This is a genomic window from Photobacterium frigidiphilum (assembly GCF_003025615.1).
GTDB lineage: Bacteria > Pseudomonadota > Gammaproteobacteria > Enterobacterales > Vibrionaceae > Photobacterium > Photobacterium frigidiphilum.
This window is the reverse complement of the sequence record NZ_PYMJ01000041.1, coordinates 1-19,075: the sequence shown is the minus strand read 5'-3', so window position 1 is coordinate 19,075 and position 19,075 is coordinate 1. Positions and strand designations below refer to the sequence as shown.

Genomic DNA, 19,075 nt, shown 5'->3' with positions numbered 1-19,075 from the left:
ACTTAACCATCATCTCAATCTAAGTATTGAAGATACTCTATACTATCAATAAACAGGATGAAACGTTGGATTTCTATTTCTCTCACAAACGTAATAAATAAGCTGACTGTCGCTATCGGTGGATTCAAATTACGAGAACGAGCCTAGCCAGCGCTTCTGGGATCCGAATCATTGCGGATGATAAATAAGGGTCAGTTTAATTAATGGTTACGTGATGAACGTAAAACTCTGCTGCGGGAGAGATCTGCCGTCATTAATCGCCTTATCTAATTACTTGCAACATGCTCGAAAATATTAAGATTGTTGCAACATGAAGGTTCGGTATTCTAAATCGTTAAATTGTCTATCGAGCATAATCAAACCAATAATTGTTGTGAATAGCATAGTGACGGAAAAACCGTAGCCATAAAACACTGGACCTAATTCAATACTGATATGAGAAAAAATGTAGTTACCGACGGCCATAAAAACCGTGAGCGCAAGAGCTGAATAACGCTTATCAAGGTAAAACATTACGTTTAAAATCGACATAACCAAGACTTGCAAGCTGACCCCGACTAAATCAACATACAGTAAGTGTAGGTAGGATAAGTCAATATTCAGTGCGACAAGAATATCTTCCGCCCACAGCAAAAGTAGAGCGAGCGTCATTCCTTGTACTTTGAAAATTTCATAAATACTTTGGCGACAAGCTAGTACCATACGATCTTTCAGTAGATAGATAGATTTAAGGGTGGCTCCCTCACGTACCGAATCGTAAAATTTCAAACAGGCATCAGAAAAATCAGTTTCCATGCGGAGCATAAATACTGCCATTCCCGGTACGATAGCTAGATAAGCGATAAATATCGGTAGATCATAAATATAAGAGGCGCGAAATAAACCAATGACAGGGTGAGATGTTTCTTCTCTAAACCAGAAGACAAATTTATCTAGCCACACGCCTAGGTTGTAAAAAAGACCGCAGAACATTAATGAATAAAAACTTTTTTTAGTATCAAGAAACTCGAAGGAAACAAGTTGGTTAGCTGGATAATCTCGAATAACGTGGTATAAAAAAGCGAACGTTAAGAACGCTTGGCATGATGTGAAAACCAGCATCAGACCAAACAATCCATCAGAAGTATACACAAAACTCAAGCCAACCATTAGCCCGTAACTGATCATCATCGTGATGAAAATACGGTAATATTCTTTCATCCCACTCAAGAAAATCAAGATAAGCCACTGATTACACAATAAGACCAAAGAGGTAAAGATCGTGACTTTAATAATAGGATCGATATGCTGAGAAAACGCCAGAATACCGCCACCAATTGAGCTTGCCAGAACACTGGTTACGAGCATAGAACCTAATAGGTTGGGGACAATTCTATGTTCTTGCTTAGCAAAAAGAAGATCAGAGATAAACCGCGTTAATAATAGTTGAAATAATCCACTAATAATTAATGACCCCGCCATTAAATACGTGACAAGCACTAAGTATTGTACAATGACATAGGAAGGAAAAATCCATCCGACGCTCAAAATACCAATCACAAGCAATGCTAGAATGGATAATACCCATGGTCCCGAGCTGATTAAGCCCGCGAGACCGTATGCTTCCAACATAGAGAGAATAGTATTTTTTTTAAGAATTTTCCTTAGTTCAAATCCGATTCCTGCCATCAATGGCCTCCTGATAGAGATTTCGGTATGAGTCGTACATCATTTTTTCATCGTAATAACGAACAACACGTGATTTTCCGATGTCGCCTGTTTTACGCCATTTATCAATATCACCTAACACTCGAACAATGGCATTGGCACCGTCGATTGGACTCGCGATTGGAATTATTTCACCGCATGAGCCAAGTGCAGCATCTTCGCCTGCTGCCCCATCAATAATTTCGCGACACGCACCAACTTCGGTCGCGATGCATGGAATGCCTGCAGCCATAGCTTCAAGTAAAACAAGTGGTTGCGCCTCACTTATAGATGTAAGCATCATAATACCTAATTGCGGCATAATTTCCGCGACGTTTTGGCTACCGAGCATTTTAACGTTACCTTCAAGACCTAAGCTTTCGATAAGGAGCTTGCACTCATGTACATAAGCTTCATCCTCCTCTGTAGGCCCAATAATCCAGCCTTCGATATTTGGTAATGCCTCTACTGCTCCACGAATAGTACGAATAAAGGTTTTAATATCTTTGATTGGTACTACGCGTCCAACAAGACCAACGACCATTGGTGGTGTATTTGGACGTAGCTTATAAGCTTCACCGAATCGGGTAGTGTTAATCCCATTCACGATGACTTGAGTACGTGTATCAGGTGCGCCATCTTCATGTTGTCGTTGGCGGTTCCCTTCAAATAATGACACTATTTTATTGGCTTGATGATACGCCGTAAGACCAAGTTGCTCAAAGAAGCGAATCCATGTTTTCCGGGTTATATCCATGCCTTTGTGCATGCTAATATCAATAAGTTTATGACGATCTTTAATCCATGCTGCTTGGGCTAAATCAATTTTACGTTCTTTGGTGTAAATACCATGCTCGGTCAATATATAAGGGCTATTTGTGCGTTCTCGGCATAGGGCACCAAGAAATCCAGCATAGCCTGTCGATACACTGTGAAAAATTTTTGCATTCGGTAGGTTTTGTGAAATTTTAGATAAAATAAACAAAGGCTGATAGATGTTCCGATATGTCCAGAAGTAATCCACAAATGATTGGTGCTCTGCTGAGTTCATATAACGCTCAGTTAACACTTCCCACGAGGCTTCGCTGTATAAAAAACCTTCGAGCGTGAGTGGGTCATTCCCCCCCAGAAAACCTGAAATATTTTTTAATAAATCTGACGGGATCGGTTCATCATTTTGTTCAAAAAAAGCTAAAAATCCCCCCCATACATTGAATTGCTTCTTGTTTCCCTTTTGTGGCTTGGGTTTTAAATGACTACTACTTGCCAATAAGTAGTGAACTTCAAACCCCACCACATTATCAGGAAATTCATAAGCCAGTTTGTTATAGAAATCAGGATGCCCACCTAAAAATATGAGGTGAAAATTAAACTCAGGTAGACCACTAATAATTTGGTGAACCCAACTTGATACACCGCCACGAACATAAGGATAAGTACCCTCAAGAAGTAAGCATATATCGACGTCTTTTTTCATATCCAATATTCCTTAATCTGGCTCAATGTTTCTCCTTTCTGCTCAGGGAAGTAATGGATGTAATGCTTTACTGTTTCATAATCACCAATGTCATATGCGGCTTCAGCAAGATAAGGGGCAACTTGTTTAACCATCAAACCACCATTCAGAGCTTGTGTCAGATATTCAAATGCATCATCAGGGCGCTGTTGTTCGAGCATTACACGCCCAAGTAATAAATTGCTCGACGCACTATTGGAGATATCATTCGCAATAGTGAGGTAGAGCTCTGCCTGTTCTAAATAATGTTTGCGTAAAGCGCCTTCAGCAATACCTAAATAGCACAGTTCCCAATACTGCTGTGCTATTTCATACGCTTTGCTTGCTTGTTCTTGGTGTTGGAATTGATTTTTAAACAGAGAGAGAGTCTCGTTGATTTGAGTTTCAATCGTTTCTAACGATGAATAACCTAAAAGGCGAACATCGTCAGATAAATCTTTCAATGCCAATTGTAATAACGGTACCGCTTGAGGCTTAGGTAAATGGCGAATTGCACTTACTGCTATTAATCGGCGTTCAGGGTCGGTGTTGTTCAGTAAAATGTCTCGTAGTGCGCCAGTGCCAAATTGAGTACTCAATACATCGTCAGGGCTTTGTGGAAGTAATGCCTCTTCGCACTCTTGCCAGGTAGTAAGATTTTGTTTTCGAGGAATATATAAAGCAACCAACAATGAAAACACTGTACCAAACATGCCAAATAGTGGCAAAAGGAAATTGAATAAAAACAAAAATGTCACAGAACTAACAATCGGTGTTTTATATCTCAGGGGCAGTAGTATCCAGCATAATAAGGTGAAGCTAGCACACGCAACAGCATGACATGAAATAGAAACCAGCCATTGCATCTGCATCATTTCTTTATTGAACAGGATGTAAAAGCCGATATATTCAAGCGTGAGAGTTTGAAGAAATAGCCAAACTTTCATCATAATCTCCTAATTTATCCATGAAATGCGTAATTTCAGTATTATCCATATCTAATGAAAGTGGCCCAATGATATCAATATCATCAATGTCATCCTCTATATGACTCTTAAGTAATTCAGTAACGCGCGAAATATACTGCTGACTTTCGTAAGCTGTTGTAAGTGGAAGTAACACCATTAAAACGGAAGTGTTGTTTGTTGATTGGTATGCCCAATACACGTCGGCACCACGGCGGAAGCTCACTACGCTGTGTAATACCGTGGTGTGCTTACCTGAATTGTCAGTGAAGGCAACAACATTACTATCAGTACCATAATGATGTTTGTTATATTTAGCGCGTGCCATATATTTCATAAAAAGATTTTTTTGGTTTGCAGTTAGGACAGGGGCGAGCAAGGAATCGTTGAGCAAATCAGCAACATGGTTGGCAACCAATGCTAATAGTGCAATATTCGCAGGGGTAAGCATAAAGAATTTAGTACTTTCCGCGAGTACGATCGCTTGTAAATTCCCCATAGTATCAAGCAGAGGAATGCAGAGTTGATAACGTGATTTATGAACTTCATTTTTCCCTAAGGATGCTGGTGAAAGTAGTTTTTTTGACTCCAGCATATCTTGTAACATGGGATCTTTCGTCATCAGCTGATGGTGGTCACCAATAATGGCGTGAGGTTGTTTATCAATGTTGTTATTGGTGACTTTATACAGCCCAGCGACTTGCAAACCGCCAATATCTACTAATAAAGTTAGCAGTGAGTGCCCAATGTTTTCGATGCGTTTATCGGAGTGAGTAGAGGCTATCTTTTGTAAGGCATTGATACTGGCGCGTAAGCTAATGCTTTGACTTGCTGTCCGTTGTTCTAATTGGTCATGCGAGACTTTCAATAAGTGATAGTTTTTAGTGAAGCTATCGAGCCTCTGACTCATATATTGGTGATCAAGAGTATAGCGTTGATTAATATTATGCCAATAGTCTCGAAATTCCCCTGCAATCATTACCGTTAATATCATACCAACAGCGAGTGACAGCGGATAAAATGCCAGTATCCCAGAGAACTGCATGACTGTAGCTAAACCAGCGGTAGTGAGCAGAGCACAAATTAACCCTTTGGCAAAACCATAGCGCAACGAGATGAGCAGAGGCCCCAAAATAGACCAGAAGAAATGATGATCGGTCGACGTTGGGGCTAGTGAGTCTGACTTTACCCAAATAAAAAGAGACAACAATGCAATAAAGGCTGTTTCCAACCATGCAAACCCATCTTCTTTAAAGCCAGTAATAAGGCGGTTTCCAAGTTTATTCATAAGCTTTCTCACTCAATCTATTTTGCACTTTCTATTTTTGCTCAATATTGATGCCATCTAAGAGTTCATCAATCACGATATGCCCCGCACCACTGACACTCTCTCGCCCCCAGCCCCCACGGGATCCTGTTGCACGCCATAGTGTAATTTTACTTTTTGCTGATTTAATTTCTAGCGTGATACCGACAGCTGGTTCACCGTCTAAGCCGCTTTTATAGTGCCACTCTTCGATTGACCCCGTAATAATATAGTCTGCTGGCTGCGATGCTAACCATACATTAGCCTGTTTACGTTTAGCTGAGTCATCAATAATTATCGCAAGGTTATTTGTATTTAGTTCTGGGTATACTCTCGTACTTATCCCTTTTGCAAAAAGTTGAGCATTGAGGATTTTTTCTACTTTCTCTGCTGCCATTGGGGTATTGGAATGGTTTGCCATTGGCATAATGACCCAACTGCTGTTTGCCGCAAATAATGGGCTGTCTGGCACTTGGTAGCTAGAGCAGGCGCTTAACCCTGCAATTGAAGCAGCAAGTAAGATGCGTTTCATCTGACTTCTCCCTGTTAGAAACTGTAGTAATAGCCAAAAGCTACTTTAAGCGACTCGTCGCCATTTCGGTCTTGGCTCTGCCAATCAACACCCATGTAGAGTTCGTCATTACCTATAATTCGCCAGCCGAGGCCAGTACTTACCGTCATATCAATTTGTTGGGCTTCCACGTTATAGCCAACAGAATTATCTAACCAATAACGAGGGGAAGGTACGGTTGCCCCAGGAGATCCGGGATCACCATGCCATAAACGGTGCCCTATCGATAACCGTTGATAACGTTCAGCAATAAAGTCGCTTGGTGTAAGTGGCCTAGCCCCTTGTTGCCATGCGTTTACGCCTTTTAAATTGCCACCACTATGTTTGACCTGCTGCATACTATATTCGCTATAAACTTGCCATGCGGGGTCATTAAAGAAAAATTGCTCACTGGCTCGAATGTTCATATCCCAACCACGACCAATATCGTCCCCAAAACGGGTCGATAAATTATGAAAGCTAACTTGCATTGCCAGGTTTTCGCGCGCAGTCGGCTGGTAATTTAAGTTCGCCCCCAGAACATTGTCTTGACCTGCAATTGTCATTAACTGGCTGGCCTCAAGGGGGTTATTAATACCCAGTTTGAATCCACCTGACCAGTAACTTTTAAATTGCGTGCTGAACTCACCTAATATACCAAGGCGCTGATCGCCAATACCTTGTGCAATATCTGTTTTAATCGCCCATGTACTTTCATTTTTCTGCCAATAAAAACTACCGCGTAAACGAAATTCATCATCAATGGACGTATTGCCTAAAATATCAGGCACATCAGCTTGCTGAAAGTCTGTACCTAAACGGTAATAGCCGTTGTAGTGAGGGGCATAATAATCAAGACTGAATCGATTGATACCCCATTGAGTAATCATGGTTTGTTGGGCTCGAACGCTATGTGTTTTGTTCGGATGCTGATTTACATGGTTCTTGCGTAGTTGCTTTTCAGCCACTTTATCGGCAAGAACGCCAATTTCTTGCTGTGCCTGTTGCCATGCTTGTTGATGTCGACCAACGGCTTGTAGCGCATAGTTTTTATCAGAAACAGGAAGCGTAAGTGATTCGGTGAGAAGTTTTTCCATGGCTTCACGATCATGTTGCTCTATGGCTAATGACAGTTGCTGCCAATCAGGAAGCTGATACTTATTTAATACGGTTTTTTCATGCCAATATTTAACGGCATTTGGCCGACCTTGCGCAAGATAATACTGGAATAGTTCAGTCACATTATTGCTGGTCGGTTTAGCTAATGTGTTCGCCTCTACTAATTTAAGGGCTGTTTTATCACCAACGAACAAGGCAATTAATGCACGGTGTGAAATGTCACCGTCAGGTAAAGCCAGCAGTGACGCTGTCATGTTTTTAGCAACGTATTTTCGTAGCTGGTAGGCACGATCGTATTGTTCTCGACGTTCAAGTAAAGAGGCATAGTTCAACAGTAAAGCCGCATTGGGCTTATTGGTTACTTGTATTTGCTGGCGATACCAACGTTCAGCTTCATCATTACGCCCGAGCTGTTGTGCGCTTACGGCAAAAACAGACCAGAAATCACGGTTATTCGCGAGTGGTAGGCGATAACGTTCATAAACGCTGAGCAATTTATCTTGATCATTCGTCGCAATTAACCACCACATGTAACCATTGATGGCAGGTTGATAATTGACGTCACTTGAAATAGCCTGCTGGTACAGTTGATGTGCTAGCACTGTGTGATCTTGTTCCACTGCGAGTAGTGCACGGTAATAGATTACTTCAGCATTATTCCTTAAATAGGCATCTTCACTGGCCAGTTCAAACAGTGTCGCCATTTGGTCATAATTTTGGGCTTCATTGCTTACTCTAATCGCTAACAATAAGAATTCACTGTTACCCGATTCTTGGTACAAACGTGTTAATTCATCAATATCTTTCACTGAGAAAGGCGCATATAGTTGAATGTATCGATAAACATCAATATTGGCCGCCGAGCGTTGCATCAAATATTGTTGGCTGAGTAGGGCTAGTTGTTTATCACTACTGTCCCATGCCAAAGCCGCCACCATCTTGAGGTAATCATCATTCGCTAGTTGCCAATCTGTTGGCTCTGTGAGTACGCGTAAAGCTTGTTCTGGTTGATAGAGCGCCATATATGCGTTTGCAAAGCGCATGGCTTCTTCAGTTGTTGGGCTACGTAGGTGCGTAAGTATATTTCTCTGTTTTATGACCTGAGCGTGATCGCTGTTATATGAATATAAACGGGCTTTGTGGTTAACAAGTGCGCTGTCATAAGGGCGCTTAGCCGATAGTTTTTTAATACTGCGCAATGCTGCAGGTGTACCTTTAGCTTTTTCTAAGGCATTTAACCAAGCATCATATTCGGAGGCATTTAAGGCATTCGAATAGGCAAGGACATCGAAGAAAACACCTTCATGATAGATGTCGCCTAGTGCTTTAGATTCTGCGATACCGGCTCGTATTTGTGTTTCACTCGCGCCTTGTTGCAGTAAGAGTAAGCTTGTTTTAAAGGTATTAGGAATATCACTTTGCCAACGATAGACACTGTGTAATTTAGTTAATGAAGCGGTAGTTGGATCGTCTTTAATCGCTTGTGTTAGTAAATCGGCGGCTAATGGTAAATTACCCATTGCGATGGCGATATCTGTGGTTTCAAGTAACAGTGGTATTGATGGTTCAAGTGCCAATAGCTGCTGTGATTTATTTAAGGCTAAATCTAGCTCACCAGCCACTTTAGCCTGCTGAATAACAAAGGCTAAATATTGGGGGGCATTCGCGAGCTTTCCATCGTATTGACGGAAGATTTCAAAATTAGCTGCAGTATTATTCGCGCTTTGGTTGAGTTTTATGAGGGACGCTAGCGATTCAAAGCTTTGATATTCCATGAATGCTTCGCGTTGCAGCTTGGCTGCGTTTTCATAATCTGAGGTTTGCAGGGCCAGCTTGACTAATTCTTTGTAACTAGTTTCACCACTTTTAAGGTGAGGAGATAAGAACTTGAAAGCAAACAGTGGCATGGCCAATGAAATAGCAGCGTCTGTAAATTGGCGAGCAATAGTTGCTTCTGGAATGTAATCAATATTGGAGAATAAAGTGGTTATCTTAGCGTTAGCACTTTGTTTCACCACGGGATCATCAGAGTACGAACGCTGTAAAAGGACGGCTAAAAATAGGCTATGGCTGTGCCAGTCTCGGCGACCATCTGCATAAAATAAAATAGGGTTAAGCGATTCAAGCGCATCATTTAGCAAGCCTAATTCATGTTGATTTTGTGCCTGCATGAACATGATAGTGCGGTTTTGTGGCTCTTGGCTTTCCAGTTCATTAAGAAAAGCCAGTGAAACCTCTGGCGAAGACGAGCGTGAGATAAGCTTAATCAACATCGATTTTGTTGGTGCAACAAGCCATAACGCCCAAAGAGATGTGAGCGTTAGTATAACCAAAGGTCGCCAATTAAGGAGCCGTACTCGTGGTTGCTTTTTGTTGGGATTTTCTGACTCTATTTTTTCCATTTAAAATATATTTCGATCCTTTCCCTGTAAAGGCTAGAAATGCAACAAATTAGATGTTGCTGCAAGTTAATGAACCTTGAAATACACCGGCTTTATTTGATTTATAACGTACTGTGTTTTGTTTTATTTTTGTTCTGGCCAGCGTTTGATTTAAGTGAAATGTGCATTGATTAATGTTTGTGAATTCTATTTCAAAAGGCACGTGGCTAGTAAATTCCCATTGGATAGATTTCCCTTTCTTTATCCACTTAGTTAGTTGAGCGTTTGAACTGTGTAGTCTTGGCGTTTTTGGTTGTATTAATGAAAAGTGCAAGCGTGTACGCGGTTGATTAAGAATTAAGTAATTGCCATCTGGTCCTTTATTCCAGCCTGCAAGCTCTGATAGAGGTGCGACAGGATAGCCCAGCATATCGGGCACTCTTATGCTCTTAATTCCTGTGGTAGTAATTTTCCAATCACCAGATAGCGTTTTAGCGATGCCCGTTTCGTATAAGGTGCGGGCACGTTCAGCATATTCGCTAAGATAGAGCGGAGTTGTTTTTTGTTGAATCGCCCAATCATATACATTCGTTAAGCCTTTTAACGAAGCAGGGTAAGCACCCGAGTACATGTGATAGTAAATCGCAATTGTTTTTAATCGGCGAGGTTCGCCCAATAATTGAAAGGTTTCAACTGCGCGGCCATAGCCATCGTGGTGCTCTGTCCAAAGGTTGGTGTAGAGATTTTCGTTCAATACTGGAGCATAAACATGAACAGCCGAAGGGTACCAAGTAATAGTAGGGGAAACTTGTGTAAAGTTATCATCACCTCGAACTACATAGGTATTACCGCCATTGACGTTGAGTAAGTTGGCTTTTTCAGCAATGGCGAGAATATCTTCTTTGGGATCGGCTTTGCCCGACCATAATATAAGGCGTGCTTTTTTACCCTTTGGTGCAAGATTCTTGTTGATGTAGTTAATTGTACCAATTATCTCATTGTTGTAATCCACGGTATAACCTGAGATCGGTAAGTTTTCACCGTAGACACTCGAATCGATGCTTTTGTCAAAATCCCAAAAAAATGGGTGGCTAAAAGTATGAGAGGCTATTTCAATATGTGGTAGCTTAAAAATTTTACGGGCGATCGCTTCTAGTTGTGGGCTTTCTTTAGGGTATAAACCACGTTTACCTACTTCACCCTCAATCACAGATACGGTTTGAGGAAAGGTATATTTTTTGAAGACATGCTCTAGCAACACTTCAGCGGTGTACGGTTTTCCTGGGAACCAGCTTTTAGACGGAAAACCATCTCCATCAACATGGCTCGTAAGAATACGACGGCCAGATTCGGTGGTTGCATCAGCCGCTGGAATAACGGGGAGTTGTAACGTTTCATCCACTAAGCGGAATGGATCGATTTGCCACACTTCTGTTTCGTTCGCCAAACTGGCCACGGGGAGTGGGTTTAAGATCGCGCCCCCCCAGGCAGCTTTAAAGAATAACGTTGATGTGTTTTGTTGCTCATCCTTGATCGTGATAAGCGGTGTAATAGTGGTTTTATCAATAGTGACTTTTGCTTGCGTTTCAAACGGACTAAAACGTAATGGGTAACGGTTTTTAAGCCAATCATTTCCTGTTGTTAGTGTGATTTTTCCGTTCAAATTACCACTACTTTGAATTCCTAATCGAACCAATAAAACGTTATCGGTCGGTAACTGATTAATAAACAGTACTGGGGTTTTGAAGATGATGGTATGTAGCCACTGCGATAGAGCGGGAACACGCTGAAAAGATGCTTGCTCTAACCATGTATAAACGGCAGCGTAACGGCTCATATCAACCTGAGAAAAGTTAAAACTATTCACGTCTTGGCAGTCGGGCACATAACCATTGTATTCGATTGGCATAGCCATCATGCGGTGGCATTGCGAACTATTCATTGCACCATAGTGACTATCATAAAAACCAAGAACACGCTTCGCGATAGGCTGTATGGTACTGGTACCAAATTCGTACAGTAGACCATCACTGATGTATGGGGTATAACCTTCATCGATCAAGCGTTGCGCGGCTGCTTTTTGCCGTTCACGATCAGAGGCTGGTATATAGTCGATGGCGATAGCTTCAATACCGAGCGTTTTGACTTCCTCTAACCTGCTAGCAAGCCAAGTACGATCATTTTCACTGACTTTATGGTAGGTCTGATCAACAGGGTGATAGCTGTCGTAAAGCGATTCAGCTGCTACGGCATAAATAGGGGCGTTGATTTTTGGAATCACTTCAAAACCACGATTGAGAATCAGCTTTGGTTGATTTGGGAGCTGATGGAAACTTTCAATGATTTGAGCTAGCGCTTGCTGTTGAACCTTTTGTTCTTGTTCTGAATCTGCAAACAGGTAATAGCTGTCGAGCGTATCGAGGAATAGTCCATCAAAGCCTCTGTCTGTCATCTTTTTCGCTTCAATTAGCAGGTGGTTCTGCCAAGCAGGATTTGATAATGTCATTGCATGGCTTTGCCAGTTTTCATTTCTTGCTGGAGAGGCACTTACAAGTGCTTTAGGCAAAATCTCGCCATCATATTCCCCTACACTAATATAAGCGAAGACGAGTGAACCTACATTATGTAAGGTTTTTATTTGTTTGTCGGTAATAAGATTGGCATTAACAACCACACGGTCGTAGTTGATTAATTCACGCACAGAATCGATATTGTTATAATAGAAAACGATGGATGGAGGAGGTTTAGCAAATACATTGAATGTAGTGCTAAGAAGCAATAACAGTGCCAATCGCATAGCAATAATCCTTTTGCGTGAAGTGACGTTTAGGCATATGCAACTTACCTCATCTTGCGAGTGTAACTATATCATTATGAACTTACTATTTATTTTGTTGATTTTGTCGCAAAGCCATTCTATTTGTTATTTTTATTGCAAATAAGCTGATGAGGCGGACCTCTCCGGTACAACGTTTTTACGTTCATTATGATGTAACCAGAAATCAAACAGACCTTTGTTTAACATCCGCTCACAGTGGCATTGTTGCAACACTAAAACTTTGTGGTCTTTTGATACGGTTAGGCGACTCGGTAGCTATTGGGCATCCCGAGCAGAGTAAAGCGATTTAAAATAGAGCAGCCGAGTAACATTTCCTTTGACTGGTTTTCAATCTTTCTGCTGTGTAATGTATTGCCGATTATCTTCTTGTAACGTTGCATCGCCGTTTCTGAGACGTTCCTTTTTCCGTATTGCCGCACGCTCTGCCAACCGATAATGCCAAGGGCGAAGCAACCTATCAGGTTGCTCATCCTCTTTGGATGATGGACTTCATCAGCAAACGTATTGTCTTTCGGCGGAATAACAATCTCAGCCTCCGGGAAATGCTCCTCTAATGTCTGGTACACCGCATTGGTATCATACATTTTGTCGGCACTGACGTGCTCGACATCCGTAATGATGGACTGACATAACGTCCCGACAACCTGATCATCCATGATGTTTTTATCAGTAAGGACAGCGCCTTGAATAAAGTGACTCTCATCAACCGCGAAGTGCGCCTTTCGACAGCTTCGTTTTGCATTAACCTTATGTTTTTCCTGGTGCCATTCATCCTTCCCGAACCGCTTGAGCCCCGTTGAATCAATGGCTATCGCTGCAATTTTGTCGTCTGATTTCTCATGCTTTCTAAAGCGTGGTGCCGTGAGATTGAGCGGCTTCAGCCGCTTTGATAACAGCGTATAATCAGGGCATTGAAGGTTGTCCATGCCGAGCTTCATCAGTAAATTGTCAATCAATCCCTGAGCTTGACGTAGAGGAAGTTTATATACCAATCGAATGTAGTGGCGGGCCTCGATGGTGCTGTCAGGATATTTAACAGAAGAGCCGGTACCATCATAAACGCGTTCATCGTGGTGCCAATTATGGATGATCTCTTCAGAGATCCAAATGTCGAACCGCCCGCGTTGCCTGAGAGCCTGATTGTACTCACGATAATTATTTAGCGCGTAGGTATGCTTCCTAAAATGATGGCGTTTTCTGTCATTGTGTTTGTAAGGCATGTGTTAAACAGCTAACCGGAATGAAGGGCTGGTTATGATAACTGAACTCAGTGTTAATGGAATAATTGGATGTTATCTGAGCGCTTCAACAAAGCCTGATGGTAAGGAATATTGAAATTCCTTACCATGAACGTAGGAATTTTTGATGCGACAGAACCGTATTTACCGGTTATTACATTAGAACCGCATCCTGTAATATTTATTCGATTTTTCAAATTCAATATGAGAGCGCATGCTTATGTTATGCCTAAGTCACACACTTTGCTTTTATAAGGTTCAGAATGAAGTAATTTTACAAACAATTAGTCCCCACCATTTTTCAATGACATGCTATTTTTGTGGGCAAAATTTCAATTATATTTATGTTGGGGGGACTACAGTTGCTTTTTGCCCAAATAGCGCAGAAGAAAATATAAATAAGGTGATTGATTCAATTAAATCAGAGGGATTTAAAGAGAGGGTGGATGTCTGCTGCAAACTAAAATGATTGCTGTACTCGTTTTCTTTGTTTTTTTGGTAGATTTATCCTAACTACTAAATTCGATAATGTGTCGTGGCGATCTTTCTTATATCTGGATATTACATACTCACATTCTTTCAGTGTTGATTAAACATAACGGGCACTTTTTCGTATCAAATGCTCTGTACCATACTGCAATAAGGTTTCCACAAGCTGTGTATTCTGTTCTACAATCCAAAAAACACACTTCCCACTTGTTAAATTAAAGTTATTGTTATATCTATAAGCCATAGAAGCTAGGTTTCAGTGCGTTTCAGTGCTTAATTGGTGTCTGGATGAGCAAGTTCTTGATAATAGAAGATAATAGAGTAATGGCAGAGGTATTAGCTCAAATTATTCGAAAATGCATTACTCCTAGGGAGATCATGAAATGTTCAACTATTGAGTCTGCGCATAAGGTACTCTTGAATTCAAAAGACAGCATAACGGGCATTTTTTTAGATTTAAACATAGAAAAGCGTCTTGATGGATTAGAACTTTTAGCCTTCATTCGAAATAATTACCCCACAATACCTGTTTCTATAATTACGTCTGAAAGTGATACTGAAACAGTAAAACGTACTCTTTTATGCAAGCCTCAAGATTACTTAATAAAGCCATTATCTGTTGCTAAAGTTAAACGAAGCATATTGAAATTTAAAGAAAACAAAAACTACAAACTGAATATGACTTCATAGCCAATCACAGGGGATTGGGTTTTAATGTAATGAACCCGAATTTTTCACATCGACTACATGACGTGTAGGACTGTAAATGGAAGATATAAAGCTGCATGGAAGCAGCATCTAACAGCGAAACACTTCATCAAAACATGATGTTCAAAGTGCCTGTTACGTTAAATCGGCTAAAATCGCGGAGTAAAGCCTGCCTCTACCTATGTCGAACCAATAGTAGATAAAGCGGTACGATAATAAGTACAGACAAAATTAAATATCCGATTATCTGAGCCAAATTATCCATAGGTACATACCTTAGCCTACCCAACTGAGAGCAAAAAAAAGCCGCTAGTGAAACGGCTTGATTAAAAACCACCAAAACAAGGAATGTTAGCTAACTGGCTGGTTAGTAATGATGGCAACAATCGAAACGCATAAAATCATGCGCAAGAAGCCTGTCTAATTTAACGGTTTAATTTAGAATTAAACACCTAAAGATAAGTATCAATAAAACAACTGAGCCTACAAAAATCGGTGTGAGAAATACCTATATATGTTGAATATACGGAATTACTCGCAAAAATGGCTATTTCGAAAAGAAACTTTATAGCAAAGCACTTTTTCAAACAAACCCAAGTAGAAAGACACTCTTTTTGAGTTAGAAATTTATTACAGAATTTTTTCGATTTACATATTCAACTTTCCCCTCCTGAAGCTCACACAAAAAACATCGTTAAAAGTCTGTTTTCATCATTAATAAATAATACCAATTAAAAATACAAAAAGAGTAACCAAAACCAATCAATCGCCACAAACAATTAATACTTAAGCATCAATTTAAAAATAACACGCCACTTAGGTATGCTATGCCGTCTGCGACACATAGGTTATGAATTTAGAGTATCTATGTGGCTGTCACCTCAAAATTAATCTCTAACATTTATTAAATGAATAGATGAATAATCGTGTATATTTTATGACACAAAATAACAGTGACAGCGTAACAACAAGAGAGTTTCCATTACTGGATAATCATAAATTACCGAACATAGAATTTTTTGAAGAAAGCCAATATCAAAAACGGATTTGGACAATTTCGTGTTACGAATGGAAACAACACCAATCCAGTTTGCATAAGAAAATATATGGAAAAATTCTATCTCATTGACCAGTTTTGATGAACCACTACACATCGAGGGTTAGGCGATAAGCTGCTCTGAAATCCCTTTAAACGAAGCAAAACAGGTATCAAAGCTATGTGGCTCTGAGTTGTACACCATTGGAGCCACAAACGCTTCAAAACGTTTACGAAACTCCTCGTTGATTTCTAGCTCTTCTAATCCCAGCTTTAACTCATTACGCGGATCGTCGACAAACTCCTTATGTTGATTTCCATATCGCTCCTTGTCCTCTTCCAACACGGTATCAAACATCGGCTTTAACACGTCCATATCAATTGTATGCTCTGCGCTAATGCAGTGAACATCGTAGATGTGACGAACCAATGTTTCGTCATCCTTACGCTTTGGATCACGCTTGACTGACATGGTTCGACGTAACATGGAAAGCACTTTTTCAACCAACGTCGAATCAATGGAAATACACAACATAGCGCTTACTTCGGCAGGTTGCTTGTAGCTCTGTGCTACCAGCGATGAAATAGAGCGAGATTCAACGCCTTGAAGTTCAATAGTCTCGATGAACTCAAGTTTGATATAAGGTCGTAGACACGGTGCTTGATGGTATTGTTGCGGGTACTCTATTTCGATTTCGACATAGCGATACTCATCGCGTATCGTTTTATCACTGTAATTCAGATAAGGGTGCTCAACTAACCTCTCTATGAGGTGTTCGACTAACGCCTTACGAGCTCTTTTCTTCGCACCTGTGCCCTTGTCGAGCAATTCCTGAGTTGGAATCAATTTTATGTCAACGTCTTCAGACATACGCAGGATCTTAATGTTGGACTTGGCCAAAGCTGTTCCACCTGAAAAAACGAGCCGATGGTGCTCACTTTCCACGTTTTCCAACATGGCAAGCAGTGACACCACCCAATAGTCCTTTTCCGTGATCGATGGGTTACCTAAGTCAAGGGCATCAGAGACTTCAAGAAACTGCTTTTTTAATTTTGGTATGCTCATTGTCGATTATTCAATACTCTGTTACCAACCTTAAGGCTGCGGTTGAAATACTTAGAATCCCACTTGTACCTGATGGACGCTGGTATTTGAGTGGACTGTCCATTGATGCTCTTCAATGACATGGCATCCATCTCAAAGTCTACACCGCGCAATTTTAGGATCTCACGCATGATTGCGTCAGTACCACCGGGGTTCATTGGCATCGGTTTATTAGTTAGGCTGTTGATCGTTGACTTAGTGTATAAGCCATACCCGATTTTCATCAGTACACCTTTATCCACAAGTTTTTTCAAGACACGACCAATTTGGTCATAGCTCGCATAGTTGTCGAAATCTTTACGTTCGAACACATAGCGGCGAGAGCGCTTTATCTTTTGATAAATACGGTCAGTTGCTGTCATGATTCACCCTCCTACATAGTGCTTGACCTTAGTATACTTGAAGCCTATCGTCATTTGAAATATTTACGGCGTTCATTAAAGAAAACATACGACACGTAATTACAAATATATTTATCTATTGTCATGTTTATATAGGTTTTTTTATGAACTATTTAATTTCGACCTTATAATGTATTTATTGTTGACCTAATTATAAATCAATCCTTTATAAGCGTAAATTAGTCATCGTGACGGTATGAAATGTGAAACGCTACTAAATAAACAAAGACATGAGATAAATTAATGATTAGCGCTGTAAGGGGCTTTGTTTAATCGCTCAGATAACACTCAATTATTCCATTAGCACTGAGTTCAGTTATCATAGCCAACCCTTCATTCCGATTAGCTATTTAACACATGCCTTACAAACACAATGACGCCAAACGCCATCATTTTAAGAAGCATACCTACGCGCTAAATAACTATCGGGAGTATAACCAGGCTCTCAGGCAACGCGGGCGGTTCGACATTTGGATCTCTGACGAGATCATCAAACATTGGCAACACAACAAACGCGTTTATGACGGTACTGGCTCTTCTGTGAAGTATCCTGACAGCACCATTGAAGCCTGCCATTGCATCCGATTGGTGTATAAGCTTCCGCTACGTCAAGCTCAGGGGTTGATTGATAGTTTACTGATGAAGTTTGGCATGACCAACCTTCAATGCCCTGATTATACGCTGCTGTCAAAGCGGCTGAAGCAACTTAATCTTACGGTGCCACGATTTACAAAGCATGAGAAACCAGATGACAAAATTGCAGCAATAGCCATTGATTCAACGGGGCTCAAGCGGTTCGGGAAGGATGAATGGCATCAAGAAAAACATAAGGTTAATGCAAAACGCAGCTGGCGAAAGGCGCATTTCGCTGTTGATGAGGCTCACTTCATTCAAAGTGCAGTCCTCACTGATAAAAACACGATGGATGATCAGGTTGTCGGGACGTTATGTCAGTCCATCATTACGGATGTCGAGCACGTCAGTGCCGACAAAATGTATGATACCAATGCGGTGTACCAAACATTAGACGCCCATTTCCCGGATGCTGAGATTGTTATTCCGCCGAAAGACAATACGTTTGCCGATGAGGCTCATCACCCTAAGAGGATGAGCAACTTGATAGGTTGCTTTGCCCTTGGCATTATCGGTTGGCAGAGCGTGCGGCAATACGGTAAAAGAAATATCTCAGAAACAGCGATACAACGTTACAAGAAGATAATCGGCAATACATTACACAGCAGAGAGTTTGAAAACCAGTCAAAGGAAATGTTACTCGGTTGTTCTATTTTAAATCGCTTCACCCACATCGGGATGCCCAATAGCTACTGGGTCGACTAACCGTATCAAAAGACCATCTAGGTTGAGTAGTGCAACAAAGCCCCCGTTTACCGATACAGCGCCAACAAAAGTAGCAAATAACGGACACCGTTTACGCCCACCAGAAATTGTTATCGCTAGAAAGAGCGGTCGGTTTTGGGCTATTCGCGACAAACTATTTGATTTAGACCAATATCAAAAAGTCAAAATACCAACCGCGTCATAGCTTATTTTATAGGGTAAAAGCTGAACATTGGGCACTGTAGGTACCCAATGTTCGCAGTACTAAATTAACGTTGAATTAACTCAGTTTTTATCTCATATATCGGCTTCTGATAGATTCTCTATAATTATAAATAGGTGCTTCCTGTTCATAACTTTCCTCATCGTTATGATCTAAACGACTTTTATCATAGGTATATGGCAGGTATACACTTGGC

13 protein-coding genes and 1 pseudogene are annotated in these 19,075 nt (G+C 40.8%); 4 read left to right on the top strand and 10 right to left on the bottom strand.

Annotated features, from left to right (window positions below; genetic code table 11):
- Positions 1 to 44 precede the first annotated feature (44 nt).
- Positions 45 to 270 (top strand): annotated as a pseudogene (locus C9J12_RS31235) (hypothetical protein); the annotation flags it as partial.
- Between the two features lie 24 nt (positions 271 to 294).
- On the opposite strand, the gene pelG reads toward C9J12_RS31235, so the two are convergent.
- The 8 genes from pelG to C9J12_RS25410 form a co-directional block, all read right to left on the bottom strand.
- Positions 295 to 1,668 (bottom strand): exopolysaccharide Pel transporter PelG, encoded by a 1,374-nt coding sequence (pelG, locus tag C9J12_RS25445; RefSeq protein ID WP_107245258.1) that lies wholly within the window; start codon positions 1,666 to 1,668, stop codon positions 295 to 297.
- Positions 1,649 to 3,163, bottom strand: coding sequence for a GT4 family glycosyltransferase PelF (gene pelF, locus C9J12_RS25440; protein ID WP_107245257.1), 1,515 nt, complete (start codon positions 3,161 to 3,163; stop codon positions 1,649 to 1,651). The genes pelG and pelF overlap by 20 nt, the downstream gene beginning before the upstream one ends.
- Positions 3,160 to 4,131 (bottom strand): HEAT repeat domain-containing protein, encoded by a 972-nt coding sequence (locus tag C9J12_RS25435; protein WP_170111880.1) that lies wholly within the window; start codon positions 4,129 to 4,131, stop codon positions 3,160 to 3,162. Before C9J12_RS25435 ends, pelF begins: the two co-directional genes overlap by 4 nt.
- Positions 4,091 to 5,434: a PelD GGDEF domain-containing protein gene (locus C9J12_RS25430; RefSeq protein WP_107245255.1), complete on the bottom strand. Its 1,344-nt coding sequence runs from the start codon at positions 5,432 to 5,434 to the stop codon at positions 4,091 to 4,093. The genes C9J12_RS25435 and C9J12_RS25430 overlap by 41 nt, the downstream gene beginning before the upstream one ends.
- A 31-nt stretch (positions 5,435 to 5,465) precedes the next feature.
- Positions 5,466 to 5,984, bottom strand: coding sequence for a hypothetical protein (locus C9J12_RS25425; protein ID WP_107245254.1), 519 nt, complete (start codon positions 5,982 to 5,984; stop codon positions 5,466 to 5,468).
- Positions 5,985 to 5,998: 14 nt separating this feature from the next.
- Positions 5,999 to 9,523 (bottom strand): tetratricopeptide repeat protein, encoded by a 3,525-nt coding sequence (locus C9J12_RS25420; RefSeq protein ID WP_107245253.1) that lies wholly within the window; start codon positions 9,521 to 9,523, stop codon positions 5,999 to 6,001.
- Positions 9,524 to 9,572: 49 nt separating this feature from the next.
- Positions 9,573 to 12,299 (bottom strand): endo alpha-1,4 polygalactosaminidase, encoded by a 2,727-nt coding sequence (locus C9J12_RS25415; protein ID WP_107245252.1) that lies wholly within the window; start codon positions 12,297 to 12,299, stop codon positions 9,573 to 9,575.
- 281 nt (positions 12,300 to 12,580) lie between these two features.
- On the bottom strand, positions 12,581 to 13,561 hold the full coding sequence (locus tag C9J12_RS25410) for an IS5 family transposase (protein WP_107245251.1): 981 nt from the start codon (positions 13,559 to 13,561) through the stop codon (positions 12,581 to 12,583).
- Between the two features lie 795 nt (positions 13,562 to 14,356).
- On the opposite strand from C9J12_RS25410, the gene C9J12_RS25405 reads away from it, so the two are divergent.
- A complete protein-coding gene (locus tag C9J12_RS25405; RefSeq protein ID WP_107245250.1) occupies positions 14,357 to 14,758 on the top strand; it encodes a response regulator in 402 nt (133 codons plus the stop codon).
- Positions 14,759 to 15,936: 1,178 nt separating this feature from the next.
- On the opposite strand, the gene C9J12_RS25400 is transcribed toward C9J12_RS25405, so the two are convergent.
- Together C9J12_RS25400 and C9J12_RS25395 are read right to left on the bottom strand one after the other, a co-directional pair.
- Positions 15,937 to 16,878, bottom strand: coding sequence for a nucleotidyl transferase AbiEii/AbiGii toxin family protein (locus C9J12_RS25400; RefSeq protein WP_107245249.1), 942 nt, complete (start codon positions 16,876 to 16,878; stop codon positions 15,937 to 15,939).
- Positions 16,875 to 17,279: a DUF6088 family protein gene (locus tag C9J12_RS25395; RefSeq protein WP_107245248.1), complete on the bottom strand. Its 405-nt coding sequence runs from the start codon at positions 17,277 to 17,279 to the stop codon at positions 16,875 to 16,877. Before C9J12_RS25395 ends, C9J12_RS25400 begins: the two co-directional genes overlap by 4 nt.
- Before the next feature lie 396 nt (positions 17,280 to 17,675).
- Here C9J12_RS25395 and C9J12_RS25390 point away from each other — a divergent pair, with 396 nt between their 5' ends.
- Complete coding sequence (locus tag C9J12_RS25390; RefSeq protein WP_107245247.1) at positions 17,676 to 18,656, top strand: IS5 family transposase; 981 nt, start codon at positions 17,676 to 17,678, stop codon at positions 18,654 to 18,656.
- Positions 18,657 to 18,678: 22 nt separating this feature from the next.
- Positions 18,679 to 18,861, top strand: coding sequence for a hypothetical protein (locus C9J12_RS25385; RefSeq protein ID WP_107245246.1), 183 nt, complete (start codon positions 18,679 to 18,681; stop codon positions 18,859 to 18,861).
- Positions 18,862 to 19,075: the final 214 nt, after the last annotated feature.

Bases quoted from the DNA above. Each gene is read 5' to 3' on its own strand.
- C9J12_RS25405 (WP_107245250.1), top strand. From the start codon at position 14,357: ATGAGCAAGTTCTTGATAATAGAAGATAATAGAGTAATGGCAGAGGTA.
- pelF (WP_107245257.1), bottom strand. From the start codon at position 3,163: ATGAAAAAAGACGTCGATATATGCTTACTTCTTGAGGGTACTTATCCT.
- C9J12_RS25400 (WP_107245249.1), bottom strand. From the start codon at position 16,878: ATGAGCATACCAAAATTAAAAAAGCAGTTTCTTGAAGTCTCTGATGCC.
- C9J12_RS25425 (WP_107245254.1), bottom strand. From the start codon at position 5,984: ATGAAACGCATCTTACTTGCTGCTTCAATTGCAGGGTTAAGCGCCTGC.
- C9J12_RS25415 (WP_107245252.1), bottom strand. From the start codon at position 12,299: ATGCGATTGGCACTGTTATTGCTTCTTAGCACTACATTCAATGTATTT.
- C9J12_RS25430 (WP_107245255.1), bottom strand. From the start codon at position 5,434: ATGAATAAACTTGGAAACCGCCTTATTACTGGCTTTAAAGAAGATGGG.
- C9J12_RS25395 (WP_107245248.1), bottom strand. From the start codon at position 17,279: ATGACAGCAACTGACCGTATTTATCAAAAGATAAAGCGCTCTCGCCGC.
- pelG (WP_107245258.1), bottom strand. From the start codon at position 1,668: ATGGCAGGAATCGGATTTGAACTAAGGAAAATTCTTAAAAAAAATACT.
- C9J12_RS25435 (WP_170111880.1), bottom strand. From the start codon at position 4,131: ATGATGAAAGTTTGGCTATTTCTTCAAACTCTCACGCTTGAATATATC.
- C9J12_RS25420 (WP_107245253.1), bottom strand. From the start codon at position 9,523: ATGGAAAAAATAGAGTCAGAAAATCCCAACAAAAAGCAACCACGAGTA.
- C9J12_RS25390 (WP_107245247.1), top strand. From the start codon at position 17,676: ATGCCTTACAAACACAATGACGCCAAACGCCATCATTTTAAGAAGCAT.
- C9J12_RS25410 (WP_107245251.1), bottom strand. From the start codon at position 13,561: ATGCCTTACAAACACAATGACAGAAAACGCCATCATTTTAGGAAGCAT.